At 58.4% G+C, this 26,337-nt stretch carries 24 protein-coding genes; 14 read left to right on the forward strand and 10 right to left on the reverse strand.

Annotated features, from left to right (window positions below):
• Nucleotides 1–38: 38 nt before the first annotated feature.
• Together TX24_RS32250 and TX24_RS29215 are read right to left on the reverse strand one after the other, a co-directional pair.
• Nucleotides 39–179 carry a hypothetical protein gene (locus TX24_RS32250; RefSeq protein WP_167348439.1) on the reverse strand — a complete coding sequence of 47 codons (141 nt, stop codon included), beginning with the start codon at nt 177–179 and terminating at the stop codon, nt 39–41.
• A complete protein-coding gene (locus TX24_RS29215) occupies nt 176–904 on the reverse strand; it encodes a zeta toxin family protein (RefSeq protein ID WP_057712003.1) in 729 nt (242 codons plus the stop codon). The genes TX24_RS32250 and TX24_RS29215 overlap by 4 nt, the downstream gene beginning before the upstream one ends.
• A 170-nt stretch (nt 905–1,074) precedes the next feature.
• Between TX24_RS29215 and mutS the strand changes: the two genes are divergently transcribed.
• Together mutS and fdxA are read left to right on the forward strand one after the other, a co-directional pair.
• Nucleotides 1,075–3,654, forward strand: a complete 2,580-nt coding sequence (gene mutS / locus TX24_RS29220) for a DNA mismatch repair protein MutS (RefSeq protein ID WP_057712004.1) — start codon at nt 1,075–1,077, stop codon at nt 3,652–3,654.
• Between the two features lie 142 nt (nt 3,655–3,796).
• Nucleotides 3,797–4,120, forward strand: coding sequence for a ferredoxin FdxA (gene fdxA, locus TX24_RS29225; RefSeq protein ID WP_003172109.1), 324 nt, complete (start codon nt 3,797–3,799; stop codon nt 4,118–4,120).
• A 523-nt stretch (nt 4,121–4,643) separates the two neighbouring features.
• Here fdxA and apbC read toward each other — a convergent pair.
• Nucleotides 4,644–5,738, reverse strand: coding sequence for an iron-sulfur cluster carrier protein ApbC (gene apbC, locus TX24_RS29230; RefSeq protein ID WP_034135812.1), 1,095 nt, complete (start codon nt 5,736–5,738; stop codon nt 4,644–4,646).
• Between the two features lie 173 nt (nt 5,739–5,911).
• Between apbC and metG the strand changes: the two genes are divergently transcribed.
• The 4 genes from metG to TX24_RS29250 all read left to right on the forward strand — a co-directional run bounded on the left by metG (nt 5,912) and on the right by TX24_RS29250 (nt 10,008).
• Nucleotides 5,912–7,963 carry a methionine--tRNA ligase gene (gene metG / locus TX24_RS29235; protein ID WP_034135813.1) on the forward strand — a complete coding sequence of 684 codons (2,052 nt, stop codon included), beginning with the start codon at nt 5,912–5,914 and terminating at the stop codon, nt 7,961–7,963.
• A gap of 87 nt (nt 7,964–8,050) precedes the next feature.
• The gene (gene rsxB / locus TX24_RS29240; RefSeq protein WP_057712005.1) at nt 8,051–9,019 is read left to right on the forward strand and encodes an electron transport complex subunit RsxB; all 969 of its coding nucleotides are present in this window, start codon (nt 8,051–8,053) and stop codon (nt 9,017–9,019) included.
• 60 nt (nt 9,020–9,079) lie between these two features.
• Nucleotides 9,080–9,718: an endonuclease III gene (gene nth, locus TX24_RS29245; RefSeq protein WP_003188989.1), complete on the forward strand. Its 639-nt coding sequence runs from the start codon at nt 9,080–9,082 to the stop codon at nt 9,716–9,718.
• 107 nt (nt 9,719–9,825) lie between these two features.
• Nucleotides 9,826–10,008 carry a PA3496 family putative envelope integrity protein gene (locus TX24_RS29250; RefSeq protein ID WP_003188987.1) on the forward strand — a complete coding sequence of 61 codons (183 nt, stop codon included), beginning with the start codon at nt 9,826–9,828 and terminating at the stop codon, nt 10,006–10,008.
• An 83-nt stretch (nt 10,009–10,091) separates the two neighbouring features.
• Here TX24_RS29250 and TX24_RS29255 read toward each other — a convergent pair whose 3' ends face one another.
• The 3 genes from TX24_RS29255 to TX24_RS29265 form a co-directional block, all read right to left on the reverse strand.
• Entirely contained in the window at nt 10,092–10,724 is a 633-nt protein-coding gene (locus TX24_RS29255) for a response regulator transcription factor (RefSeq protein ID WP_003188986.1), read from the reverse strand.
• Nucleotides 10,725–11,349: 625 nt separating this feature from the next.
• Nucleotides 11,350–12,567: an argininosuccinate synthase gene (locus tag TX24_RS29260; protein ID WP_003188984.1), complete on the reverse strand. Its 1,218-nt coding sequence runs from the start codon at nt 12,565–12,567 to the stop codon at nt 11,350–11,352.
• Between the two features lie 129 nt (nt 12,568–12,696).
• Entirely contained in the window at nt 12,697–13,605 is a 909-nt protein-coding gene (locus tag TX24_RS29265) for a flagellar protein MotY (RefSeq protein WP_003188982.1), read from the reverse strand.
• Between the two features lie 156 nt (nt 13,606–13,761).
• Between TX24_RS29265 and pyrC the strand changes: the two genes are divergently transcribed.
• Both pyrC and rnt read left to right on the forward strand, forming a co-directional pair.
• Nucleotides 13,762–14,808: a dihydroorotase gene (gene pyrC / locus TX24_RS29270; RefSeq protein ID WP_057712006.1), complete on the forward strand. Its 1,047-nt coding sequence runs from the start codon at nt 13,762–13,764 to the stop codon at nt 14,806–14,808.
• Nucleotides 14,805–15,476 (forward strand): ribonuclease T, encoded by a 672-nt coding sequence (rnt, locus tag TX24_RS29275; protein ID WP_003188980.1) that lies wholly within the window; start codon nt 14,805–14,807, stop codon nt 15,474–15,476. Before pyrC ends, rnt begins: the two co-directional genes overlap by 4 nt.
• A gap of 573 nt (nt 15,477–16,049) precedes the next feature.
• Here rnt and TX24_RS29280 read toward each other — a convergent pair.
• Entirely contained in the window at nt 16,050–16,652 is a 603-nt protein-coding gene (locus TX24_RS29280) for a peroxiredoxin (protein ID WP_003188979.1), read from the reverse strand.
• A gap of 242 nt (nt 16,653–16,894) precedes the next feature.
• Between TX24_RS29280 and TX24_RS29285 the strand changes: the two genes are divergently transcribed.
• Together TX24_RS29285 and bfr are read left to right on the forward strand one after the other, a co-directional pair.
• Nucleotides 16,895–17,113, forward strand: a complete 219-nt coding sequence (locus tag TX24_RS29285; protein WP_003188977.1) for a bacterioferritin-associated ferredoxin — start codon at nt 16,895–16,897, stop codon at nt 17,111–17,113.
• Between the two features lie 202 nt (nt 17,114–17,315).
• On the forward strand, nt 17,316–17,786 hold the full coding sequence (gene bfr / locus TX24_RS29290) for a bacterioferritin (protein ID WP_003188976.1): 471 nt from the start codon (nt 17,316–17,318) through the stop codon (nt 17,784–17,786).
• A 176-nt stretch (nt 17,787–17,962) separates the two neighbouring features.
• Here the strand turns inward: bfr and grxD are convergent, their stop codons facing one another.
• Together grxD and TX24_RS29300 are read right to left on the reverse strand one after the other, a co-directional pair.
• Nucleotides 17,963–18,289 carry a Grx4 family monothiol glutaredoxin gene (gene grxD, locus TX24_RS29295; RefSeq protein WP_003188975.1) on the reverse strand — a complete coding sequence of 109 codons (327 nt, stop codon included), beginning with the start codon at nt 18,287–18,289 and terminating at the stop codon, nt 17,963–17,965.
• A gap of 77 nt (nt 18,290–18,366) precedes the next feature.
• Complete coding sequence (locus TX24_RS29300; protein WP_057712007.1) at nt 18,367–20,475, reverse strand: molybdopterin oxidoreductase family protein; 2,109 nt, start codon at nt 20,473–20,475, stop codon at nt 18,367–18,369.
• Nucleotides 20,476–20,908: 433 nt separating this feature from the next.
• On the opposite strand from TX24_RS29300, the gene argF reads away from it, so the two are divergent.
• Together argF and TX24_RS29310 are read left to right on the forward strand one after the other, a co-directional pair.
• A complete protein-coding gene (gene argF, locus TX24_RS29305; protein ID WP_003188973.1) occupies nt 20,909–21,829 on the forward strand; it encodes an ornithine carbamoyltransferase in 921 nt (306 codons plus the stop codon).
• On the forward strand, nt 21,826–22,935 hold the full coding sequence (locus TX24_RS29310) for an ABC transporter ATP-binding protein (RefSeq protein WP_034135818.1): 1,110 nt from the start codon (nt 21,826–21,828) through the stop codon (nt 22,933–22,935). Before argF ends, TX24_RS29310 begins: the two co-directional genes overlap by 4 nt.
• Nucleotides 22,936–23,070: 135 nt before the next feature.
• Here the strand turns inward: TX24_RS29310 and ybaK are convergent, their stop codons facing one another.
• On the reverse strand, nt 23,071–23,541 hold the full coding sequence (gene ybaK / locus TX24_RS29315; RefSeq protein ID WP_034135819.1) for a Cys-tRNA(Pro) deacylase: 471 nt from the start codon (nt 23,539–23,541) through the stop codon (nt 23,071–23,073).
• 325 nt (nt 23,542–23,866) lie between these two features.
• Here ybaK and TX24_RS29320 point away from each other — a divergent pair, with 325 nt between their 5' ends.
• Both TX24_RS29320 and glpK read left to right on the forward strand, forming a co-directional pair.
• Nucleotides 23,867–24,724 (forward strand): MIP/aquaporin family protein, encoded by an 858-nt coding sequence (locus TX24_RS29320; RefSeq protein WP_003188964.1) that lies wholly within the window; start codon nt 23,867–23,869, stop codon nt 24,722–24,724.
• A 76-nt stretch (nt 24,725–24,800) separates the two neighbouring features.
• On the forward strand, nt 24,801–26,306 hold the full coding sequence (gene glpK, locus TX24_RS29325; RefSeq protein WP_003188963.1) for a glycerol kinase GlpK: 1,506 nt from the start codon (nt 24,801–24,803) through the stop codon (nt 26,304–26,306).
• Nucleotides 26,307–26,337: the final 31 nt, after the last annotated feature.

Genomic DNA, 26,337 nt, shown 5'->3' on the forward strand with positions numbered 1-26,337 from the left:
AGCCGCATCTCTGCGGCTTTTTTGGGCTGAGCGAAAGCTTATCCAGCTTTCAACACATTCAGTTGACGCTCGGTAGCACGCTGCAGCACAACTGCATACACACGCTTCTTCTTGTCAGTCGATGCGCTACGGAAAAACTCAGAAAACGGAGTCGAACGAGCGGCTTGTACTTTTTTCATAACATTGCCCCAGCCTTGAGGTGCTTTAGTAGGCCCTGACGGTCGTAACCGACGTGCAGGTCGCCATGGATTGAGTCTATGTCTTCCTCAGTGATCTGCAAGGAAGCATCAGTGTTTTTTATGAGCAGATTCACCTGCAAACGGTTGCGATATTTGACCTTTAAGGCGTTCACAACGTCTTTTGCGGTAAAAAACTGCTCAACAAAAACTTCTGGAGGGACTCTACGCCCCTCCTTGCGCTCTCTAGCCTGTACAAACCTCCAGGCCAATTCAGGCTTTTGGTAGACAAACATGATGACGCATTTACGGTCTTTCTTAAGGGAGCGAGCTATGTTCAGATCAGCCTTATCGAAATTGCACAACGTGCTATCCAAAACGAAAGACTGACTCTGTTCTAACGCCATGTCATGAATCTTGTCAACAAGAATTGACGCAGCCCGCTGAAACATCCATGAATTGGTACCCACATAGCCTTCGAAATGATGACGTAGATCGTCTGGATCGATGCGCATGGTGCGGAATCCAGAGTTGTCATCGATTTCGCTGATCAGCTCACTGGCCGCTTCGGTTTTGCCGGCGCCTGCGCATCCTGACATAAAGACCGAAACCGGTGAACGATCAGGGAGATAGATAGCTGGGTTGGTAAACTCCCGGGCAATACGCTTCTTGTTTGCCTTAGCGAAAAGTAGCGCAGCTTCCATCTGCAAGTCTTCAAGATGACTCATATCCGTATGACGCTCACTTTTCGGGTGCGAGATTCTATACCCTGCAATCGGAAAATCATACGCCACGTGTCGGATTTCACCCGCAGGGCGTCCCTGCGCATGGTGCTAAATCCCTGTAGTATTAGACAGATGTTAATCGTCAAATAGACAGGCAGAGCTGAAACCCCCGTATGACCGACCTCTCCAGCCACACCCCGATGATGCAGCAGTACTGGCGCCTGAAAAACCAGCACCCTGATCAGTTGATGTTCTATCGCATGGGCGACTTCTACGAGATCTTCTATGAAGACGCGAAGAAGGCCGCCAAGCTGCTGGACATCACCCTGACCGCGCGCGGGCAGTCGGCGGGGCAGTCGATTCCGATGTGTGGGATTCCTTATCACTCGCTGGAAGGCTACCTGGTCAAGCTGGTGAAGCTGGGCGAGTCGGTGGTGATCTGTGAGCAGATCGGCGACCCGGCCACGAGTAAAGGGCCGGTGGAACGCCAGGTGGTGCGCATCATTACGCCGGGTACGGTGAGTGATGAGGCGTTGCTGGATGAGCGTCGCGATAACCTGATTGCGGCGGTGTTGGGCGATGAGCGTTTGTTCGGCCTGTCGGTGCTGGATATCACCAGCGGCAATTTCAGCGTGCTGGAGATCAAGGGCTGGGAGAACCTGCTGGCGGAACTTGAGCGTATCAACCCGGTGGAGTTGTTGATCCCGGATGATTGGCCCAAGGACTTGCCGGCGGAGAAACGTCGTGGGACCAAGCGGCGTGCACCATGGGATTTCGAGCGCGATTCGGCGCTGAAAAGTCTGTGCCAGCAGTTCTCGGTGCAGGACCTTAAAGGCTTCGGTTGCGAAACGCTGACCCTGGCCATCGGCGCTGCTGGCTGCCTGCTCAGCTACGCGAAGGAAACCCAGCGCACCGCCCTGCCGCACTTGCGCAGCCTGCGTCATGAACGGCTGGACGATACCGTGGTGCTCGATGGCGCCAGCCGTCGAAACCTGGAATTGGATACCAACCTGGCCGGCGGGCGCGATAACACCCTGCAATCGGTGGTCGACCGTTGCCAGACTGCAATGGGCAGCCGCTTACTGACCCGTTGGCTGAACCGTCCGCTGCGGGACTTGACCGTGCTGCAAGCGCGTCAAACCTCTATTACCTGCCTGCTCGACGGCTACCGCTTCGAAAAGCTGCAGCCGCAACTGAAAGAAATCGGTGATATCGAGCGTATCCTCGCGCGAATCGGCCTGCGCAATGCGCGGCCCCGCGACCTGGCGCGCCTGCGTGATGCCTTGAGCGCCCTGCCGCAGTTGCAACTGGCAATGACGGAGTTGGATACGCCGCACCTGCAACAGCTGGCGGTGACTGCCGGCACGTACCCGGACCTCGCGGCGCTGCTGGAAAAAGCCATCATCGACAACCCACCCGCGATCATCCGTGACGGCGGCGTGTTGAAAACCGGCTACGACAGCGAGCTGGATGAGCTGCAGTCCCTGAGCGAAAACGCCGGGCAGTTCCTGATTGACCTGGAAGCCCGCGAAAAAGCCCGCACCGGCTTGGCGAACCTTAAGGTCGGTTACAACCGTGTCCACGGTTACTTTATTGAGCTGCCGAGCAAGCAAGCCGAGTCTGCGCCTATCGACTATCAACGTCGCCAGACCCTCAAAGGCGCCGAGCGTTTTATCACCCCCGAGCTCAAAGCATTCGAAGACAAGGCGCTGTCGGCCAAAAGCCGCGCCCTGGCGCGGGAAAAGATGCTCTACGAAGCCTTGCTCGAGGACTTGATCAGCCGCCTGGCGCCGTTGCAAGACACCGCCGCCGCCCTGGCGGAGCTGGATGTGTTGAGCAACCTCGCCGAACGTGCGCTGAACCTGGACCTCAATTGCCCACGGTTTGTCAGCGAACCGTGCATGCGCATCGTGCAAGGTCGTCACCCGGTGGTGGAGCAAGTGCTGACCACGCCGTTCGTCGCCAATGACCTGTCGCTGGACGACGATACCCGCATGCTGGTGATCACCGGTCCGAACATGGGCGGTAAATCCACCTACATGCGTCAGACCGCGTTGATCGTGCTGTTGGCGCATATCGGCAGCTTCGTACCGGCAGCCAGTTGCGAGTTGTCCCTGGTGGACCGCATTTTCACGCGGATCGGCTCCAGCGATGACCTGGCCGGTGGCCGTTCGACCTTTATGGTGGAAATGAGCGAGACCGCCAACATCCTACACAACGCCACCGAGCGCAGCCTGGTGCTGATGGACGAAGTGGGCCGCGGCACCAGCACCTTCGACGGCCTGTCCCTGGCCTGGGCGGCGGCTGAACGCTTGGCGCATTTGCGTGCGTACACGTTGTTTGCCACGCACTACTTCGAGCTGACGGTGCTGCCGGAAAGCGAGCCGCTGGTGGCCAACGTGCATCTCAATGCCACCGAGCACAACGAGCGCATCGTGTTCTTGCACCATGTGCTGCCAGGGCCGGCAAGCCAGAGCTACGGCCTGGCCGTAGCGCAATTGGCCGGAGTGCCGAACGAGGTGATCACCCGCGCCCGTGAACACTTAAGCCGCCTGGAAACCACGGCGCTGCCCCATGAAACCGTGGTCGCCAGCCCGGCCAAGGCCAGCAAGAAACCTGCCGCGCCGCATCAGAGCGATATGTTCGCCAGCCTGCCCCATCCGGTGCTGGATGAGTTGGCAAAGCTTGACCTGGATGACTTGACGCCGCGTAAAGCGCTCGAAATGTTATATGCACTGAAGACTCGGATATAACGCAGACGCTTGCAAGCTGATAGAATCTCGCGCGGTTTGGGATGCTGCGGGCTTTTAGCCTGGTCCGCAGACTATCGCTCTCAAACCTCGCGAACCCCACCATAAGGGGTTTCGCTGCCGCCGCCTGAGGAGAAAATTAGAAATGACCTTCGTCGTCACCGACAACTGCATCAAGTGCAAGTACACCGACTGCGTAGAAGTCTGTCCGGTGGACTGCTTCTACGAAGGCCCGAATTTCCTGGTTATCCACCCGGATGAGTGCATCGACTGCGCCCTGTGTGAACCAGAATGCCCGGCCGTCGCGATTTTCTCCGAGGACGAAGTGCCTGCGGGCATGGAGCAATTCATTCAATTGAACGTCGAGCTGGCCGAAGTGTGGCCAAACATCACCGAGCGCAAAGATCCGATGCCGGATGCCGCTGAATGGGATGGCAAGCCCAACAAAATTGAGCAACTAGAGCGCTAAAGCGCCGCTGCCCAACAAAAAAAGGCCCCTTGAGGGCCTTTTTTGCGTTCGGGTGCCTGCATTCACTTTTCTACAGGCAAAAAAAAGGGGCGGTATGACCCGCCCACATTTTTTCCCTAGTCCCTGTATTCCTTTTCATCATCCTGATGAATCGCATCCTGCGACGTTCCTTCAAACCATCGTTCCTTGATGGCTGTGCCAATCCGTGGACACAGGGCTGATGTTAGAGCGTTCCGAGGGAAGTTCAACGCGATCCCCACGGCGGGCTGACAAACTTTGCCGCTCGCCGGCATGAAAATAATCGTTATTTTTCAAAAGGATAGATAATAGCTTCGTCAATTTAAGACGTACGCAACCGCTAAAAAAACCAAACACTTACGAAAAAGTAAGCGAATGCTTACACGCGCATTGCGTAAAGTAGCAACAAGCCCTATTGGCCCCCACCTGTAGGAGCGAGCTTGCTCGCGAAAAACCCGAAAGCCACACTGGGCGTCAGGCTTTTCGCGTAACCGTTAAAGCCTAATCAATCGTCGCTCACGGTAATGGTCGGCATCGCCGGTGCCGTCGCTTCCTGCAAGACAATCCGCGCACCGACATGACGGGCCAACTCCTGATAGATCATCGCAATCTGCCCATCAGCCTCGGCCGCGACGGTAGGTTTGCCACCATCGGCCTGCTCACGAATCTCCATCGCCAATGGCAACGATGCCAGCAGTTCAACGCCATACTGAGTAGCGAGCTTCTCGCCCCCGCCCTCACCGAACAGATGCTCGGCATGCCCGCAGTTGGAACAGATATGCACCGCCATGTTTTCCACCACGCCCAGCACCGGGATGTTGACCTTGCGGAACATCTCCACACCTTTCCTGGCGTCCAGCAACGCCAGGTCCTGAGGCGTGGTGACGATCACCGCACCGGCCACCGGCACTTTCTGCGCCAGGGTCAACTGGATGTCACCGGTGCCTGGCGGCATGTCGATCACCAGGTAGTCGAGGTCACCCCACGCCGTTTGTGTGACCAATTGCAGCAACGCGCCGGAGACCATCGGCCCGCGCCAGACCATCGGCGTGTTGTCATCGGTGAGAAACGCCATGGACATCACTTCCACACCCAGCGACTCGATGGGCACAAACCATTTCTGATCCTTGACCTTCGGCCGTGTGCCTTCGGCGATGCCGAACATCACGCCCTGGCTCGGCCCGTAGATGTCGGCATCGAGAATGCCCACGCGCGCACCTTCCCGCGCCAGGGCCAGGGCCAGGTTGGCCGCGGTGGTGGATTTACCCACGCCGCCCTTGCCGGACGCCACCGCCACCACATTCTTGACGTTGGCCAGGCCCGGGATCTGCGCCTGGGCCTTGTGCGGCGCGATCACGCATTGGATGTCGACCTTGGCCGAACCCACACCGTCGAGGCCCTCGATGGCCATTTGCAGCATCTGTGCCCAACCGCTTTTGAACAGACCCGCGGCATAACCCAGTTGCAACTGCACCGACACCTGGTCGCCCTGGACCTCGATGGCACGCACACAGCCGGCACTGACCGGGTCCTGGTTCAAATAGGGGTCGGTGTACTGGCGAAGAACGGCTTCCACCGCTGCGCGATTGACGGCGCTCATGGGCTACTCCCGAAAAAAAGACTGACTGAAACAGGCGGCTATCCTAACCGTTCCAGCCGCCGAACGGCATGCTTTCGAAAGTACGGAAGATTCTGAAACAGCGTCACGGGGTGAAATAAATTTCCCGGCGCTTTATAGTGGCCGACCTCCGTTTCATCAAGTAGCCGAGCCCCATGTCCGAGCCACGCAAGATCCTCGTCACCAGCGCCCTGCCCTATGCCAATGGTTCGATCCATCTTGGCCATATGCTTGAGTACATCCAGACCGATATGTGGGTGCGCTTCCAGAAGCATCGCGGCAATCAATGCATTTATGTCTGCGCGGACGACGCCCACGGTTCGGCCATCATGTTGCGCGCCGAAAAGGAAGGCATCACCCCGGAACAACTGATCGCCAATGTGCAGGCTGAACACAGCGCCGACTTTGCCGAGTTCCTGGTGGACTTCGACAATTTCCACTCGACCCACTCCGAAGAAAACCGCGAGCTGTCGAGCCAGATCTACCTGCGGTTGAAGGAAGCCGGGCACATCGACCAACGTTCGGTGACCCAGTATTTCGACCCGGAAAAGAAAATGTTCCTGGCCGACCGTTTCATCAAGGGCACCTGCCCGAAATGCGGCACCGAAGACCAGTACGGCGACAACTGCGAAAAATGCGGCGCGACCTACGCACCCACCGATTTGAAGGATCCCAAATCAGCGATCTCCGGCGCCACGCCGGTACTCAAGGACTCGCAGCACTTCTTCTTCAAGCTGCCGGATTTCCAGCAAATGCTGCAAACCTGGACGCGCAGCGGCACCTTACAGGACGCCGTGGCCAACAAACTCTCCGAATGGCTCGACAGTGGCCTGCAGCAGTGGGACATCTCCCGCGACGCGCCGTACTTCGGCTTCGAGATTCCCGGCGAGCCGGGTAAGTATTTCTATGTATGGCTGGACGCGCCGATCGGCTACATGGCCAGCTTCAAGAACCTGTGCGATCGCACCCCGGAGTTGGACTTCGACGCGTTCTGGGGCAAGGACTCCACCGCCGAGCTGTACCACTTCATCGGCAAGGACATCGTCAACTTCCACGCGCTGTTCTGGCCGGCAATGCTTGAAGGCTCTGGCTACCGCAAGCCGACCGGCATCGCCGTGCACGGCTACCTGACGGTCAACGGCCAGAAAATGTCCAAGTCCCGTGGCACCTTTATCAAGGCGCGCACCTACCTGGACCACCTGTCGCCGGAATACCTGCGCTATTACTACGCGTCCAAGCTGGGCCGTGGTGTGGACGACCTGGACCTGAACCTGGAAGACTTCGTACAGAAGGTCAACTCGGACCTGGTGGGCAAAGTCGTCAACATCGCCAGCCGTTGTGCCGGGTTTATCCACAAGGGCAACGCCGGTGTACTGGTAGCCGAGAACGCCGCACCGGAGTTGACCGACGCCTTCCTGGCCGCCGCACCGAGCATCGCCGACGCTTATGAAGCCCGCGACTTTGCCCGCGCCATGCGCGAGATCATGGGCCTGGCCGACCGCGCCAACGCCTGGATCGCCGACAAGGCGCCTTGGTCCCTGAACAAGCAGGAAGGCAAGGAAGCTGAAGTCCAGGCTATCTGCGCCACCGGGGTCAACCTGTTCCGTCAGTTGGTGATCTTCCTCAAGCCGGTGCTGCCGTTGCTGGCCGCCGATGCCGAGGCGTTCCTCAATGTGGCGCCGTTGAGCTGGAACGATCACACCACCTTGCTCGGTAATCATCAGTTGAACGCGTTCAAGCCCTTGATGACCCGTATTGACCCGGTGAAAGTCCAGGCCATGACCGACGCTTCGAAAGAAGACCTGGTCGCCAGCCAGACCGATACCGGCCAATCCGCGCCGGCGGGCAATGGCGAGCTGGCCAAGGACCCGATTTCCCCGGAAATCGATTTCGACGCCTTTGCCGCCGTGGATTTGCGCGTGGCGCTGATCATCAAGGCCGAAGCCGTGGAAGGCGCCGACAAGCTGCTGCGCCTAACGCTGGATATCGGCGACGAACAGCGCAACGTGTTTTCCGGCATCAAGAGCGCTTACCCGGACCCGTCCAAGCTCGATGGTCGCCTGACCATGATGATCGCCAACCTCAAGCCACGGAAAATGAAGTTCGGCATTTCCGAAGGCATGGTGATGGCGGCCGGCCCTGGCGGCGAAGAAATCTACCTGCTGAGCCCGGACAGCGGCGCGAAGCCGGGCCAACGCATCAAGTAACCTCTGAAAAATGCCCCGCTGTTGCTACGGCGGGGCCTCTCAGCTTGCCCTTCTCCCTGGGCCGGGCGTCAACGCTATGATCACAGCATGAACCTCATTCAACGTATCGACGCGCTGCTGCCGCAGACTCAATGCGGCAAGTGCGGGCACCCGGGTTGCAAACCTTACGCAGAAGGCATCGCTAAAGGCGAAGCCATCAACAAGTGCCCGCCCGGCGGGCAGGAAACCATCGTCGGGCTTGCACAACTGCTGCGCCTGCCGGTACTGGACCTGGACACGAGCCGTGGAGATGCGCCTGCGCAAGTCGCCTATATCCGCGAGGCCGAATGCATCGGTTGTACCAAATGCATCCAGGCCTGCCCGGTGGATGCCATTGTGGGTGCCGCCAAGCTGATGCACACCGTGATTGTCGACGAGTGCACCGGTTGCGATCTGTGTGTTGCGCCCTGCCCTGTCGACTGTATCGAGATGCGTCCGCTTGCTGACGTTCTGCCTATCGTCGGTGACTTGGCCAGCAACGATGATGAACGGCGTGCACGCGACCTCAAACGCGACCGGGCGCGGCGGCGCTATGAACAACGTAACGCCCGCCTGCAACGTGAAGAGGCTTGCAAGCTCGCCGAACGCCTGGCACGAGCCAAGCGCACAGCGCCGATGGAGGTGGCACCGGTCGATCACCCTCAGGCTGCTCAGGACGCCGCGATCAAGCAGGCCAAAAGCAGCGTCGCCATGAGTCGCGCGCAGTTGCACAAATCCTTGAAAGCGTTTGGGCATCCGCCGACCTTTGAGCAACAGTCGCAATTGATTATGCTGCAGCAACAGTTCGAGGCATCCGAGCAGGCGCTTGCCGCACTGGAGGCCAACAGCTCACCGCAGCCACCAAAGACGGCCGCTAAAAGCACCGAGTTCAAGCGCGCAAAGATCCAGTTGGCCATGCGCCGGGCTGCGTTGAAAAAGGCTCAGGATCAGCAAGCTGATGCGCATGAAATCGCAACCTTGAAAGCCGCATTGAACGCCGCCGAGCAAACGCTGCAGGATGCCGAGGCCAACGGCTGACCCACTGCACTGTGTATTGCTAACATCACGCCGACCGCCTGCAAGGAAACGCCTGCCCCTATGAATGCCGCAAAACGCCTGGAAATTTTCCGCAGGTTTCACGAAGACAATCCGGAACCGAAAACCGAATTGGCCTACTCCTCACCGTTCGAGTTACTGATTGCGGTGATCCTCTCGGCTCAATCCACGGACGTTGGCGTCAACAAGGCCACGGCGAAGTTGTACCCCGTGGCCAATACACCCGCCGCGATTTACGCCCTGGGTGTGGAAGGCCTGTCCGAATACATCAAGACCATCGGCCTGTATAACAGCAAGGCCAAGAATGTGATCGAAACATGCCGCCTGCTGTTGGAGCTGCATGGGGGGGAGGTGCCACAAACCCGCGAAGCCCTGGAAGCCTTGCCAGGCGTGGGCCGCAAAACGGCGAACGTGGTGCTCAATACGGCATTCCGGCAGTTGACCATGGCGGTGGACACGCACATTTTCCGCGTCAGCAACCGAACCGGCATTGCACGGGGCAAGAATGTGGTTGAGGTAGAAAAGCAGTTGATGAAGTTCGTGCCCAAGCCCTATTTGCTCGACTCCCATCATTGGCTGATCCTGCACGGACGCTACGTTTGCCAGGCCCGCAAGCCGCGCTGTGGGAGCTGCCGTATCGAAGACTTGTGCGAATACAAGGACAAAACCTCCGACGATTGAGCGATCATTGGTTTTTGTGATCAGACGATTGAAAAAATCTTTTTTACCCGTCCGCGGATTATCGCTATAAGGAGCCCCAACGGCAGTCTTAGCCTGGAGTTGACCTTATGAGCGCTGGCAACGAACAACTGGAAGTGGAAGACGACCTCGTTGAGTCGGATGACGATGTGGTAGAGGCACCGGTGGCAGAGGTGGCCAAGACCAATTTGAGCAAACGCCGCACTATCGACAATCTTCTGGAAGAGCGACGCTTGCAAAAACAGCTGGCCGATTACGACTTCGATTTCTGATCGAGCCGTTGGCGGCCGGAAGCCTCCCTGACGGAGGCTTTTTTCTGCCGGTTACACGGGTATTCAAGGGGTGCAATATCCTCCTAAACCAGGCCGTTGCGCTGGGCCAGTTCGATCAGGTCCACAAGGGACCGGGCATTGAGCTTGAGCAGCAAGCGCGTCTTGTAGGTACTGACGGTTTTGTTGCTGAGGAACATGCCATCGGCAATCTCCTTGTTGGTTTTACCACGGGCCAGCTGCTGCAGCACCATCATCTCCCGCCCCGATAAGCGTTCGACCATGTCGGCTTCACTGGCATTGCCCATGGTTGAGCGTACCGAATTGAGCGCCTGGTTCGGGAAATAGCTATAGCCGGAAAGCACCGCCTTGATGGCACTGAGCAACTCTGTCAGATCCTGCTGCTTGCACACATAGCCGGCGGCCCCCGCCTGCATGCAGCGCATGGAAAAATGGCCGGGGGCCTGGGACGTCAGCACCAGCACCTTGAACGAGACGGCTTGCTTGGTTGATGCCAGCCGACAAATAACTTCCAGGCCGTCAAGCTTGGGGATTCCGATATCCAGTATCACAATATCCGGCATATGTTCCCGTGCAAGTTGCAACGCATCGACACCGTTATCAGTCTCGGCAACGACCTCATAACCATGACGCTCCATTAGCATGCGCACAGCAAGACGAATGACGGGATGATCATCCACGATCAGCACTTTATTCATGAGAAAGTCCAATTTCGCTGTTCGAATTATTTAGAGCAAACACAATAGCCTAGTCGATTACTAGTTGGCATAGCATTCCCCCCCGAACGAGAGCAGGCAGAGACCCAACCCACAAGAAGATAGGAATTAACCTACAAAAAATCGCCAACTTAGATGCATAGAGCTTTATGGCTGCTTTCAGACCTTTCTCGACGCGTACATATTTTGAGTGAAATATCGTGCCCATTAGCCCCTGAAAGTAAACGTGCCGCACAACACTTTCAGGAAATGCCCCTTGCTTGTCGCCGTGACGCGCACAAATCAATCCGGAACAACCGTTCCCATTAGTTCCATTTAACATATTTCAGCACTTCCAAAATTCCTACAGAAAATTCAACAATTCACATATCCATTGCAACTACATGAGTGAATTTTCTGTCAGACATAGTTCCTCCTCAGATGTAAAAAATCATTCAGACTTAAAAACAAATGACAAAACCGGAAAATAATTGCGCCAGTTACGAAAAAATCCTTAAACACAGGCTAAACATTAATACACGGCTCTGTTTTTAAAGCGCCCATAAAAACCCAGGCAAAAAAAATGGCCCCTTGCGCAAGAGGCCATTTTTCACAACAGGCGCGCGACTCAGAACAACGAGCGGCCCTTGTTGGCAGCAATGCGCATGCGCAGTGCGTTCAACTTGATGAAGCCTGCCGCGTCGGCCTGATTGTAGGCACCGCCGTCTTCTTCGAAGGTGGCGATGTTGGAGTCGAACAGCGACTCATCGGACTTGCGACCGGTGACAATCACGTTGCCCTTGTACAGCTTCAGGCGTACGACACCGTTCACGTGAGCCTGGGAGGCGTCGATCATCTGTTGCAGCATCAGACGCTCTGGGCTCCACCAGTAACCGGTGTAGATCAGGCTGGCGTACTTGGGCATCAGCTCGTCTTTGAGGTGAGCGACTTCGCGGTCCAGGGTGATGGATTCGATGGCGCGGTGCGCGCGCAACATGATGGTGCCGCCTGGGGTTTCGTAGCAGCCACGGGACTTCATGCCCACGTAACGGTTCTCGACGATGTCGAGACGGCCGATACCATGCTGGCCGCCGATACGGTTCAGGGTCGCCAATACGGTGGCCGGGGTCATTTCAACGCCGTCCAGCGCGACGATATCGCCGTTGCGGTAAGTCAGTTCCAGGTACTGCGCCTTGTCTGGAGCGTTCTCCGGGGAGACGGTCCATTTCCACATGTCTTCTTCGTGCTCGGTCCAGGTGTCTTCCAGCACGCCGCCTTCATAGGAAATGTGCAGCAGGTTTGCGTCCATCGAGTACGGCGACTTCTTCTTGCCATGACGCTCGATCGGGATGGCGTGCTTTTCAGCGTAATCCATCAGCTTTTCACGGGACAACAGGTCCCACTCACGCCACGGCGCAATGACTTTCACGCCTGGCTTGAGTGCGTAGGCACCCAGTTCGAAACGGACCTGATCGTTGCCCTTGCCGGTGGCGCCGTGGGAAATGGCGTCGGCACCGGTTTCGTTGGCGATCTCGATCAGGCGCTTGGCGATCAGCGGACGGGCGATGGAGGTACCCAGCAGGTACTCACCTTCATAGACAGTGTTGGCGCGAAACATCGGGAAAACGAAATCGCGGACGAACTCTTCGCGCAGGTCGTCAATGTAGATCTCTTTCACGCCCATGGCTTGCGCCTTGGCACGTGCAGGTTCGACCTCTTCGCCCTGACCCAGGTCAGCGGTGAAGGTCACCACTTCACAGTTATAAGTATCCTGCAGCCACTTGAGGATCACCGAAGTGTCCAGGCCGCCGGAATACGCGAGAACGACCTTGTTTACGTCGGCCATGCCATCACTCCACGGGGTTGTACGGAAAGGCGACGATTCTACCGATCAAAACCGCGAAATTACAGGGGCGCGACAGCAAATGAAGATAAAGCGACAGATTATGTCGAGTGGGCGACCGATGGTCGCCTCTTATGAGGTCGCCGCCGGGTTGCTCGGCGCAGTGGCCTGGGGCGCCGGTTTCTCAGGCGTAGCCACGCGCTCAAGCTGAATATTCACACGACGGTTACGCGCACGGTTGGCGGCATTGGTGTTGGGCGCCAAGGGGTAGCTTTCGCCATGGAAGCGCATCGTGATCTGCGATTCCTGGATGCCGTTGGCCTTGAAGTAGTCCATCACCGCCAGGGCACGGCGGCGGGACACGTCGCGGTTGGTCAGACGGTTGCCACTGTTGTCCGAATGGCCGTTCAACTCGACATGATTGACCGTGGGATCGGCTTTCATGAAGGCTAGGATCACGGACAACTTCTTCTTGGCCGCCGCGTCCAGCTCAATGCCGCCACCGGGGAAGCCCACTTCGGTCTGTTTGACCTGGTCGTAATTCATGGGCAGCAGCTTGGTGGTGCACAGCTGATAATCGTTATAGGCCTTGTTGAACTTCACCGGCAGCAGGCGAATTTCCGAGTAACCACCTTCACGCCCGTAATGCCGCACCGTCGGGCTGCGCCCTTCGAGCAAGCCGGTGAATAGGCGACCGGCCTGGGCCTGGGAGCTATTGAACAGCACGTCGCCGCTGCCGACACGCACGGCCCCAAGGTTGATATCACCTCGGCCCGGTTGCCACGGCGCCGCAGCGGCCAACAGGGTTGCCGAGCCGGCGCCGAGGCTGCTGCCATAGGTTTTCAGACGAAACGTCGCCTGTTCGCCGGCCCGGCGTACGAATTCACCGGAACCGAAATCGGTGATCGGCTGGGTCAAGCGGCACTCGAACTGATCGCCCTCTACCTTCCACTCAATATTCTCCAGACGTGTCTGGAACGTGAGGGCCGCCGCAGGCAGGCTGGCGAACACACTGAGCAGAGCTAGATAATACTGGCGCACGGGAGGCTCCATGGGTTTCTACAACACTTCACAGCGTCATACATCGTTAAGGCATACCCGGAGATATCGGTAGCATCCGGCAAAACTTGATAGCGAGTGCCTGCAAGAGTCTTTTCCGGTAGCATTCCCACCAGATTGACCCGCCTGGAATCCCCAATGTCCGACCGCCTGACCCTGCTGCGTCCCGACGACTGGCATATTCATCTTCGCGATGGTGCTGCGTTACCCCAAACCGTGGCCGATGTGGCCCGCACGTTTGGCCGTGCCATCATCATGCCTAACCTGGTACCTCCGGTGCGCAATGCCGCAGAAGCCGACGCCTATCGCCAGCGCATCCTCGCTGCACGACCGGCCGGCAGCCGCTTCGAACCGTTGATGGTGCTCTACCTGACCGACCGCACCCAGCCTGAAGAAATCCGTGAAGCCAAGGCCAGCGGTTATGTGCACGCCGCCAAGCTGTACCCGGCAGGTGCGACCACCAACTCCGATTCCGGTGTAACCAGTATCGACAAGATCTTGCCGGCGATCGAAGCCATGGCGGAGGTCGGCATGCCATTGCTGATCCACGGGGAAGTCACCCGTGGCGACGTGGATGTGTTCGATCGCGAAAAAATCTTCATCGATGAACACATGCGGCGTGTGGTCGAGTTGTTCCCGACGCTCAAAGTGGTGTTTGAACACATCACCACCGCCGATGCGGTGCAGTTCGTCAGCGAAGCGTCAGCCAACGTTGGCGCGACCATCACGGCCCATCACCTGCTCTACAACCGCAACCACATGCTGGTGGGCGGGATTCGGCCGCACTTCTACTGCCTGCCGATCCTCAAGCGCAACACCCATCAGGTAGCCCTGCTGGATGCCGCCACCAGCGGCAGCCCGAAATTCTTCCTCGGTACCGACTCGGCGCCCCACGCCCAGCACGCCAAGGAAGCCGCATGCGGCTGCGCCGGCTGCTACACCGCGTTTGCCGCCATCGAGTTGTACGCCGAAGCATTCGAACAGCGTAACGCGCTGGACAAGCTCGAAGGTTTTGCCAGCCTCAACGGCCCGCGTTTCTACAGCCTGCCGGCGAATACCGACCGCATTACCCTGGTTCGTGAAGACTGGACCGCCCCTGCCAGCCTGCCGTTTGGCGAGCTGACCGTTATCCCGCTGCGCGCCGGTGAAACACTGCGCTGGCGCCTGCTGGAGGAAAGCAAGTGAGTGAAGATCATTACGACGACGAACAAGAGCACGGCGGTGGCGGCTCGCGCCATCCGATGGCCGAGCGTTTTCGCGGCTATCTGCCGGTCGTCATCGACGTAGAAACCGGTGGTTTCAACTGCGCCACCGATGCCTTGCTGGAAATTGCCGCAACCACCATCGGCATGGACGAACAAGGCTTTGTGTACCCGGAGCACACGCATTTCTTTCGCGTAGAACCCTTCGAAGGCGCCAATATCGAAGCCGCTGCCCTGGAGTTCACCGGGATCAAGCTCGACCACCCCCTGCGCATGGCGGTGAGTGAAGAAGCGGCGCTGACCGATATCTTCCGTGGCGTGCGCAAGGCGTTGAAGGCCAATGGCTGCAAACGCGCAATCCTGGTCGGCCACAACAGCAGTTTCGACCTGGGTTTCCTGAACGCCGCCGTGGCGCGGCTGGACATGAAGCGCAACCCATTTCACCCGTTCTCCAGCTTCGACACCGCCACCCTTGCCGGCCTGGCCTACGGTCAGACCGTTCTGGCCAAAGCCTGCCAGGCAGCCGGTATCGACTTTGACGGGCGTGAAGCCCACTCGGCCCGCTACGACACCGAGAAGACCGCCGAGCTGTTCTGCGGCATCGTCAATCGCTGGAAACAGATGGGTGGCTGGGAAGACTTCAACGACTGAGCCCCGATGAGCATAGGTACCTACACAATTTTGTAGGTTGTCGCAGCAGACGCTAACCACGATGCGAAGCGAGCCGCTCTTGATCTTGATCTGCTTATGATCTTGATCTCAGGCGCCCCGTTAAACCACGCTGGCCGAACGCAGGCTTGAATTCGTGGCCCACGGATTCAAGCCTGCGTTCGGGCACACCGAGCCTAAGCGAGGTGCCGAGTGGTGGGGCAAGAGCGTTTTGCTTACTTTTGTCTGGGCCGGCATTCCGGCTTTTCGAAAGTGAGCCGCCGTCAGGGCGGAACCCTAAGTGGCCGTTACCGCAGCAGTGGATATGCACACAATCCAACTGTGTTGACTGCCAGGCCGCCTTCGCGAGCAAGCCCGCTCCCACAGTTGGATTGTGGGGTGTCAGGTAGAGAAGTGTTGGCTGGTAGGCCGCCATCGCAGGCAAGCCAGCTCCCACAGTTGGATTGTGGGGTGTCAGGTAGACCAGCGTAGGCTGTCAGGCCGTCACGGGAGCAAGTCCCCACCCACAAAAAAACCGGCCTTCACAGGCCGGTTTTTTAATACCACGACGTTGGCTTACAGCTTGCCAGCGTTCTCGGTCAGGTATGCCGCAACGCCTTCTGGCGAAGCGTTCATGCCTTTGTCGCCTTTTTTCCAGTTGGCAGGGCAGACTTCGCCGTGCTCTTCGTGGAATTGCAGCGCGTCGACCAGGCGGATCAGTTCTTCCATGTTACGGCCCAGCGGCAGGTCGTTGATGATCTGCGAACGCACAATGCCCTTGTCGTCGATCAGGAACGCGCCACGGAACGCCACGCCGCCTTCGGACTCAACGTCATAGGCCTTGGCGATGTCGTGCTTCATGTCGGCAGCCATGGTGTATTTGACTTTGCCGATGCCGCCATCATTGATGGCGGTGTTGCGCCAGGCGTTGTGGGTGAAGTGGGAGTCGATGGAAACCGCGACCACTTCAACGTTACGCGCCTTGAAATCGTCCATGCGGTGGTCCAGGGCGATCAGCTCCGACGGGCAGACGAAGGTGAAGTCCAGCGGGTAGAAGAACACCAGGCCGTATTTGCCTTTGATGGCTTCAGACAGTTTGAAGCTGTCTACGATTTCGCCATTGCCGAGCACGGCTGGTACGTCGAAATCCGGGGCTTGTTTACCGACGAGTACGCTCATAGGGTATCTCCTGATGTGGGGTGACGATTGAAGTAAAAGGACAGGTCGAGTCTGCCGGGGAAAATCGACAGAAACATGACGCAATCACGCTTCGTAAAGACCGACCATCATACACCGAAAAAACCGTTCGTCAGCGCATGGTCAATGTGCGCTGGATTGGGGATGAAACTATTTTGACAATCATTCTCGTTAACATTAAGATCCATCGCACTTAAGCCTCAAACCCGCGACGGTTCTCACTTATGTATGTCTGCCTCTGCACTGGCGTCACCGACGGACAAATCCGCGAAGCAATCTACGAAGGTTGCTGCAGCTATAAGGAAGTACGTGAAACCACCGGCGTAGCCAGCCAGTGTGGCAAATGTGCTTGCCTGGCCAAGCAAGTGGTACGGGAAACCCTGACGCAGCTGCAAACAGCCCAGGCCGCGCTCCCCTACCCAGCAGAATTTAAACACGCTTGAATAGGCATGTTTTTGAAGAACCGGACCTAGTGTCCGGTTTTTTTATGCCATCAATTCAAATAGTTAGCACCAAGACGCGGAACACAAACATTCTTATTCCGATTAATTTTCATTTATTATTCAATAACTTAGGTTTGACACTAGGATTTTCACCGCTCAGACTCCGCCCTATACACAGCTATTACAGGGCAGGACCCCAGTCATGAAAGGCGACATCTCAGTCATCCAGCAACTCAACAAAATCCTTGCCAATGAACTGGTCGCGATCAATCAGTACTTTCTGCATGCGCGCATGTACGACGATTGGGGCCTGGAAAAGCTCGGCAAGCGTGAATACAAAGAGTCGATCAAGGCCATGAAGGACGCCGACGCGCTGATCAAGCGCATCCTGTTCCTGGAAGGCCTGCCGAACGTGCAGGACCTGGGCAAGCTGAACATCGGCGAGCACACCCAGGAAATGATCAACAGCGACCTGGGCTTTGAGCGCAAGAGCCACAGCGACCTCAAGGCCGCCATCGCTCACTGCGAAACCAAGGGTGATTTCGGCAGCCGTGAACTGCTGGAAGATATCCTGGAAGACCAGGAAGAGCATATCGACTGGCTGGAAACCCAGTTGGGCCTGATCGACAAGGTCAGCCTGGAGAATTACCTGCAATCGCAGATGGGTGAATAACTGCGCTTGTTATCACTGTAGGAGCGAGCTTGCTCGCGAAGGACTCCCAGGCAACGCGTTAAACCAGGCGCGCTGCGTTATCGTTGACGTTCTTCGCGAGCAAGCTCGCTCCTACAGAAAAGCTCAAAAAAAGCCCCGCTCTCTTGTGAGAAGCGGGGCTTTTTATTGCTCGCCTATTAGGCGTCAGTCTTAGCTGCTGCGCCTTTGATCAGCGTTTGCAGGGAACCATCAGCTGCCATTTCAGTGATGATGTCGCTACCGCCAACCAGCTCACCGGCTACCCATAGCTGCGGGAAAGTCGGCCAGTTGGCGTACTTTGGCAGGTTGGCGCGGATTTCAGGGTTTTGCAGGATATCCACGTAAGCGAACTTCTCGCCACATGCCATCACGGCCTGGGACGCTTTCGCGGAGAAACCGCACTGAGGCGCGTTAGGTGCGCCCTTCATGTAAAGCAGAATGGTGTTGTTGGCAATCTGCTCTTTGATCGTTTCGATGATATCCATGGAACACCTCTGCAGGAACTTTGCGACTCACGGGTCGGCACGGTGGCGCATTGTAACGCAAAAATCCAGCGGGATGCTCAGGCCGCCGCCACCTTCACCGGTACGCCGTTAAGCGCCGCATTACCCGACAACTCATCCAATTGCCGCTCGTCGGTCAAGTCATTGGCACTCGCTCCCGGCTGGCTACTCGCGATGCTCATCTGCACGCCTGGGCGACCGTGGCCCCAGCCGTGAGGCAGGCTGACCACACCCGGCATCATGTCCGCGCTGGCCACCACTTCCACTTCGATCATGCCGGTGCGCGAACTCACTCGCACGCGCTGGCCATCGCTCAACTGCCGACGGGTCAGGTCGTCGGGGTGCATCAACAGTTGATGGCGTGGCTTGCCCTTTACCAGCCGGTGATAGTTATGCATCCAGGAATTATTGCTGCGCACATGCCGTCGGCCAATCAGCAACAGTTCGTCGGCCATCGGCACCGGCTGCGCGGCGAAACGCGCCAGGTCTGCGAGGATCACGACCGGTGCTGCTTGCACCTTGCCATCCGCGGTTTTCAAACGTGCCGCGAGGTTGGGCTTGAGCGGCCCCAAGTCCATGCCATGGGGATGCTCTGCCAACATCGCCACCGATAACTTATGACTGGATGCGTCACCATAGGCACCCGCACGCAGCCCGAAGTCGATCATCTGCGCCGGTGGCAGGGTGGGCTTAAGCGCAACGCCAGTGTGCGCCGCAAATGCCTTGGCCAGGCCGACAAAGATCTCCCAGTCATGCAATGCGCCCTCAGGCTTGGGCAGGATGGCGCGATTGAAGCGCGTGACATTGCGCACCGCAAACAGATTGACGGTGGTGTCGTAGTGATCGTTTTCCAGCGCCGAGGTGGAAGGCAGGATCAGGTCGGCATAACGCGTGGTCTCGTTGATATACAGGTCGATGCTGACCATGAATTCCAACCCGTCCAGTGCTTGCTCCAATTGGCGACCGTTAGGTGTGGACAGCACCGGGTTGCCGGCCACCGTCACCAGGGCGCGGATCTGCCCTTCACCCTCGGTCAGCATTTCTTCGGCCAGCGCCGACACCGGCAGTTCTCCACCGTACTCCGGACGCCCGGACACGCGGCTCTGCCAGCGGTTGAAATGGCCGCCGCTGGTGGAGGCCACCAGGTCCACCGCGGGGCTGGTGCAGAGCGCGCCGCCGACGCGGTCCAGATTGCCGGTCACCAGGTTGATCAGTTGCACCAGCCAATGGCACAGCGTGCCAAACGCCTGGGTCGAGACCCCCATGCGGCCATAACAAACGGCCTTGTCAGCGCCGGCGAAGTCCCTGGCCAACTGGCGGATCTGCTCGGCAGGCACCGCACACTGGCGGCTCATGGCCTCGGCATCGAAGCCGGCAATCGCCTTGCGTACATCATCCAGGCCTTCCACCGGCAAATGGCTGTCGCGTGTCAGCCCTTCTGTGAACAACGTGTTGAGCACCCCAAACAACAACGCCGCATCGCCGCCGGGGCGTACGAACACGTGCTGGTCGGCGATGGCTGCCGTCTCGCTGCGCCGAGGGTCGACCACCACCACTTTTCCGCCTCGCGCCTGGATGGCCTTGAGGCGTTTTTCCACATCGGGCACGGTCATGATGCTGCCATTGGAGGCCAGCGGGTTGCCGCCGAGGATCAACATGAAGTCGGTCTGGTCGATGTCGGGGATGGGCAACAACAGGCCGTGGCCGTACATCAGGTGGCTGGTGAGGTGATGAGGCAGTTGGTCTACCGAGGTCGCGGAAAAACGATTGCGCGTCTTCAACAGCCCTAGAAAGTAGTTGCTGTGGGTCATCAACCCATAGTTATGCACGCTGGGGTTGCCCTGATACACCGCCACCGCGTTCTGGCCGTGCCGGGCCTGGATGCCCGCGAGCCGCTCGGCCACCAGGGCAAAGGCTTCATCCCAGGCAATCGGCTGCCATTGGCTGCCCACCCGCCGCATGGGTTGGTGCAGACGGTCCGGGTCGTTCTGGATGTCCTGCAGGGCCACGGCCTTGGGGCAGATATGGCCGCGACTGAAACTGTCCAAGGGGTCGCCCTTGATCGAGGTGATCGCCAGGCTACCGTCTTGGGCTTGGGTGGTTTCCAGGGTGAGGCCGCAGATAGCTTCGCACAGGTGGCAGGCACGGTGGTGGAGAGTCGTGGTCATGGCCAGTCTCTTTTATAGGGGCTTTGGCTCAACTATGGGCCGCGACCCCTTGAGGCGCCAGCAACCTTCGCGTTGTGAATCGACGGGCATAGGCCAGGCCATGGCTAAGCATGAGCAAATGTTTCAAAAACCTTGCCCACAGGCGCTGAAACCGATGCGACCTGGCCCAAGCCCGCCCCCGCGCATTGCAAAAGGCCTGGACGCCAGTGTACAAATGGCTCGCTGCTGTCAGGAAATCGTCTTCAAACGCGCGTCAGTGCCCTGCTTGAACACCCCTAAAGCCGTAGCCCTATTGGTAAAACGCGACATTTAATGTCAATATCGCGTCTTCCCCTATTTCGTCGCCCCGTGCGGCTTTCGCCGCAGGTCTCGCCCGTTGTCGCAATAAACAAGGCTTTGAGTATCTGCGGTCTGTTGCAAAAGGTAGTTAATGATGAGCGCAAGGCACTTTCTCTCCCTGATGGATTGCACGCCCGAAGAGCTGGTCAGCGTGATCCGTCGAGGCATTGAGCTTAAAGACCTGCGTAACCGCGGCGTACTGTTTGAGCCTTTGAAAAACCGTGTACTGGGGATGATTTTCGAAAAGTCCTCGACCCGCACACGCCTGTCGTTCGAAGCCGGCATGATCCAACTGGGTGGCCAGGCGATCTTTCTGTCACCGCGCGACACCCAATTGGGTCGTGGTGAGCCGATCAGCGATTGCGCCATCGTGATGTCGCGCATGCTCGACGCCGTGATGATCCGTACCTTCGCCCACAGCACCCTGACCGAATTTGCCGCCAACTCCCGCGTGCCCGTGATCAACGGCCTGTCCGATGACCTGCACCCCTGCCAGTTGCTGGCCGACATGCAAACCTTTCTCGAACATCGTGGCTCGATCCAAGGCAAGACCGTGGCCTGGATCGGCGACGGCAACAATATGTGCAACAGCTATATAGAAGCGGCGATCCAGTTCGACTTCCACCTGCGTATCGCCTGCCCTGAAGGCTACGAGCCCAGCGCCGAGTTCATGGCCAAGGCCGATGGCCGTGTGCAACTGCTGCGCGATCCAAAAGACGCAGTGGTCGGCGCGCACCTGGTGAGCACCGACGTCTGGACCTCCATGGGCCAGGAAGACGAAACCGCCAAACGCCTGGCCCAATTCGCGCCGTTCCAGGTGACCCGCGCGTTGCTCGACCTGGCCGCGCCGGACGTGCTGTTCATGCACTGCCTGCCCGCCCACCGAGGCGAAGAAATCAGCCAGGACCTGCTCGACGATCCGCGCTCAGTCGCGTGGGATCAGGCCGAGAACCGCCTGCATGCGCAAAAAGCCTTGCTCGAATTCCTCGTCCCGCCGTCGTACCACCACGCATGAGCCAGCCATTACTGCTGAACCTGCGCAATCTGGCATGCGGCTATCAAGACCAACGTGTGGTGCAGAACCTCAACCTGCACCTTAACGCCGGCGATATCGGTTGCCTGCTCGGCTCTTCGGGCTGCGGCAAGACCACAACCCTGCGCGCGATTGCAGGCTTTGAGCCGGTGCATGAAGGCGAAATCAGCCTGGCGGGCGACGTCATCTCCCGTGCCGGGTTCACCCTTGCGCCGGAGAAACGTCGTATCGGCATGGTGTTCCAGGACTACGCGTTGTTTCCGCACCTGAGCGTGGCTGACAACATCGCCTTTGGCATTCGCAAACACCCGCAAAAAGAGCGCGTGGTCGCCGAGTTGCTGGAACTGGTCAACTTGAAGAACCTGGGCAAACGCTTTCCCCATGAGCTTTCCGGTGGTCAGCAACAACGTGTCGCTCTGGCCCGCGCCCTGGCGCCGGAGCCGCAACTGCTGTTGTTGGATGAACCCTTTTCCAACCTCGATGGTGAGCTGCGCCGCAAACTCAGCCATGAAGTGCGCGACATCCTCAAGGCACGCGGCACCAGCGCGATCCTGGTGACCCATGACCAGGAAGAGGCCTTCGCCGTCAGTGATCATGTCGGGGTCTTCAAGGAAGGCCGGCTAGAGCAGTGGGACACGCCCTACAACCTCTATCACGAACCGCAGACGCCTTACGTTGCCAGTTTCATCGGCCAGGGGTATTTCATCCGTGGCCGGCTGAACTCGCCGGAATCGGTCAGCACCGAACTGGGTGACCTGCGCGGCAACCGTGCCTACACCTTGCCGACCGGTGCTGCGGTGGACGTGCTGCTGCGCCCGGATGACATCGTTTACGCACCGGGCAGCGCGTTAAAAGCCCGGATCGTCGGCAAGACCTTCCTCGGCGCCTCAACGCTGTACCGGTTACAGCTGCCGACCGGCGCTCAGTTGGAGTCGATTTTCCCCAGCCATGCCGATCACCAAGTGGGCGCAGAGGTGGGGATTCGTGTGGCGGCTGAGCATTTGGTGGTGTTCCAGGCATCCGGCAGCACGGCGGCGCAGATTCCTGCTGTTGAGTCAGGCGTGCGCCGCCACAGCGTCGCCCACTGACGAAACCGGGTCAAACTGTGGGAGCTGGCTTGCCTGCGATGCAGACAACTCGGGTTATCTGTCACACCGCGTTGATGCTATCGCAGGCAAGCCAGCTCCCACATTTTGATCCTCATAGACTTCAAAGAATGATTATCAGGTCCGACCAATCGGTGCGAATTTGGCCTGGGTGTGTTCTGCCAGCACCGCCGCTGGCAATTCAACTTCCAATCCTCTTCTGCCCGCGCTGACAAAAATCGTTGCAAAGGGTTGCGCCGTTTCATCGATAAACGTGCGCAGCCGCTTCTTCTGACCCAACGGACTGATGCCGCCCAATAGATAACCCGTAGAGCGCTGCGCCGCTGCCGGGTCTGCCATTTCGACTTTCTTCACACCCGCAGCGTGAGCCAGGGCTTTCAAGTCCAGACTTCCGACGACCGGCACCACCGCCACCAACAATTCACCCTTCTCGCTGCTCGCCAGCAGCGTTTTGAACACCTGGGCCGGGTCCAGGCTCAATTTTTCCGCGGCCTCCAGCCCATAGGATGCTGCCTTGGGATCATGTTCATAGCTATGGATACGATGTTCGGCGCGAACTTTTTTCAACAGGTCCAATGCGGGGGTCATAGCGGCTCCGGGCGGGCAAACTTATGGCCAATTCTAGGCCAAGACCACGTGAAACGCTCTAGCACAGTCCTATTACCGCTAAAGTGACGCGCCTTGAGCATGATCATTCACCACACCAATAGTTCGGAAATGACCAACGGTTCACTTTCGACCTTTGACAGCGGTCATTCTTGTCTATATTTTTTCGTTTCCGAATACCGTAGGAATAATCCTTTGGTACTCCTGCAATAAGCCGCGACCCAGGATGGGGATCCTTGCGCGGTGAATATCGCGCAACTGCCCGTTGAGGCCGTGCGCAAGACAAGAACAACAATTGAGGTTTTCCATGACAACTGCTCTTCAACAGCCTTCACTTTCGAGCCAATGCATGGCCGAATTCCTGGGTACCGCGCTGCTGATCTTTTTCGGTACAGGATGCGTCGCCGCGCTCAAGGTCGCGGGTGCGAGCTTTGGCTTGTGGGAAATCAGTATCATCTGGGGGGTCGGCGTGAGCATGGCGATCTACCTGAGCGCCGGTATTTCCGGGGCTCACCTCAACCCGGCGGTCAGTATCGCCCTGTGCATCTTTGCCGATTTTGAAAAGCGCAAACTGCCCTTCTATATTCTTGCCCAGGTCGCCGGCGCCTTCTGCTCCGCCGCCTTGGTGTACACGCTCTACAGCAATCTGTTTTTCGATTACGAACAAACCCACCACATGGTTCGCGGCTCCCAAGCCAGCCTGGAATTGGCCTCGGTGTTCTCAACCTACCCTCATGCGCTGCTGAGCACGGCTCAGGCGTTCCTGGTGGAAATGGTCATCACCGCCATCCTGATGGGCGTGATCATGGCCCTTACCGATGACAACAACGGCCTGCCACGCGGCCCGCTGGCGCCCCTGCTGATCGGCTTGCTGATCGCGGTGATTGGTAGCGCCATGGGCCCGCTGACCGGCTTTGCGATGAACCCGGCACGGGATTTCGGGCCCAAGCTGATGACCTTTTTCGCCGGTTGGGGTGAAATGGCCTTTACTGGCGGTCGCGATATTCCTTACTTCCTTGTGCCGATTTTCGCCCCGATTGTCGGCGCATGCCTCGGTGCTGCGGCCTATCGCGGGCTGATTGCTCGCCACCTGCCAAGCGCCGCATTGGCTATCGCGCAAGAAACACCTGACACGGCTGTCAACGGCAAGACTCGTATTTCCTGAAAGCGCCAGCCTGGTCCTCTGCCCTTCGCGGCCCAGGCTGATTTCTGACTTCCTTATTTCGTCCAAGGCAATTGACATGACCGACCTTCAGAATAAGAACTACATCATTGCCCTTGATCAGGGCACCACCAGTTCCCGGGCGATCATCTTCGATCGTGACGCCAACGTGGTGTGTACCGCCCAGCGTGAATTCGTCCAGCATTACCCGCAGGCTGGCTGGGTCGAACATGACCCAATGGAAATCTTCGCCACCCAGAGCGCGGTGATGGTCGAAGCGCTGGCCCAGGCCGGCCTGCACCATGACCAGGTTGCAGCCATCGGTATCACCAACCAGCGTGAAACCACAGTGGTCTGGGACAAGGTCACCGGGCGCCCAATCTATAACGCCATTGTCTGGCAATGCCGCCGCAGCACCGAGATCTGCCAGCAGCTCAAGCGCGATGGCCATGAGCAATACATCAGCGACACCACTGGCCTTGTGACCGACCCGTACTTCTCCGGCACCAAGCTCAAGTGGATCCTCGACAACGTCGAAGGCAGCCGCGAACGTGCACGCAACGGCGAACTGCTGTTCGGCACCGTCGACAGCTGGCTGATCTGGAAATTTACCGGCGGCAAGACCCACGTCACCGACTACACCAACGCCTCGCGCACCATGCTCTTCAACATCCACACTCTGGAGTGGGATGCGAAGATGCTGGAGATTCTCGACATTCCCCGGGAAATGCTCCCGGAAGTGAAGTCGTCGTCGGAAATCTATGGCCGCACCAAGAGCGGTATTGCTATCGGCGGCATTGCCGGTGACCAGCAAGCCGCCCTGTTCGGCCAGATGTGCGTGGAAGCGGGCCAGGCCAAGAATACCTACGGCACCGGCTGCTTCCTGCTGATGAACACCGGCGACAAGGCGGTGAAATCCAAGCACGGCATGCTCACCACCATTGCCTGCGGCCCGCGCGGAGAGGTGGCCTACGCCCTGGAAGGCGCGGTCTTCAACGGCGGCTCCACCGTGCAATGGCTGCGTGACGAGCTGAAGATCATCAACGATGCCCACGACACCGAATACTTTGCCGGCAAGGTCAAGGACAGCAACGGCGTGTACCTGGTACCCGCCTTCACCGGTCTCGGCGCGCCCTACTGGGACCCGTATGCCCGTGGCGCACTGTTCGGCCTGACCCGTGGCGTACGCGTAGACCACATTATTCGCGCAGCCCTGGAATCGATTGCCTACCAGACCCGCGACGTCCTCGACGCCATGCAGCAGGACTCGGGCGAACGCCTCAAGGCCCTGCGCGTGGACGGAGGTGCGGTTGCCAACAACTTCCTGATGCAGTTCCAGGCCGACATACTCGGCACCCAGGTCGAACGCCCGCAAATGCGTGAAACCACTGCCCTCGGCGCGGCCTACCTGGCAGGCCTGGCGTGTGGCTTCTGGGGCAGCCTGGACGAGTTGCGCGGCAAGGCAGTGATCGAACGCGAGTTCGAGCCACAGCTGGATGAAGCGGCAAAAGAGAAACTCTACGCCGGCTGGCAAAAAGCCGTGAGCCGCACCCGTGACTGGGAGCCGCACGAAAGCGCTGAATAAGGTGTAACTGGCAGGGAGCGGATTCCTGCGT

This window comes from Pseudomonas lactis, from assembly GCF_001439845.1.
Lineage (GTDB): Bacteria > Pseudomonadota > Gammaproteobacteria > Pseudomonadales > Pseudomonadaceae > Aquipseudomonas > Aquipseudomonas lactis.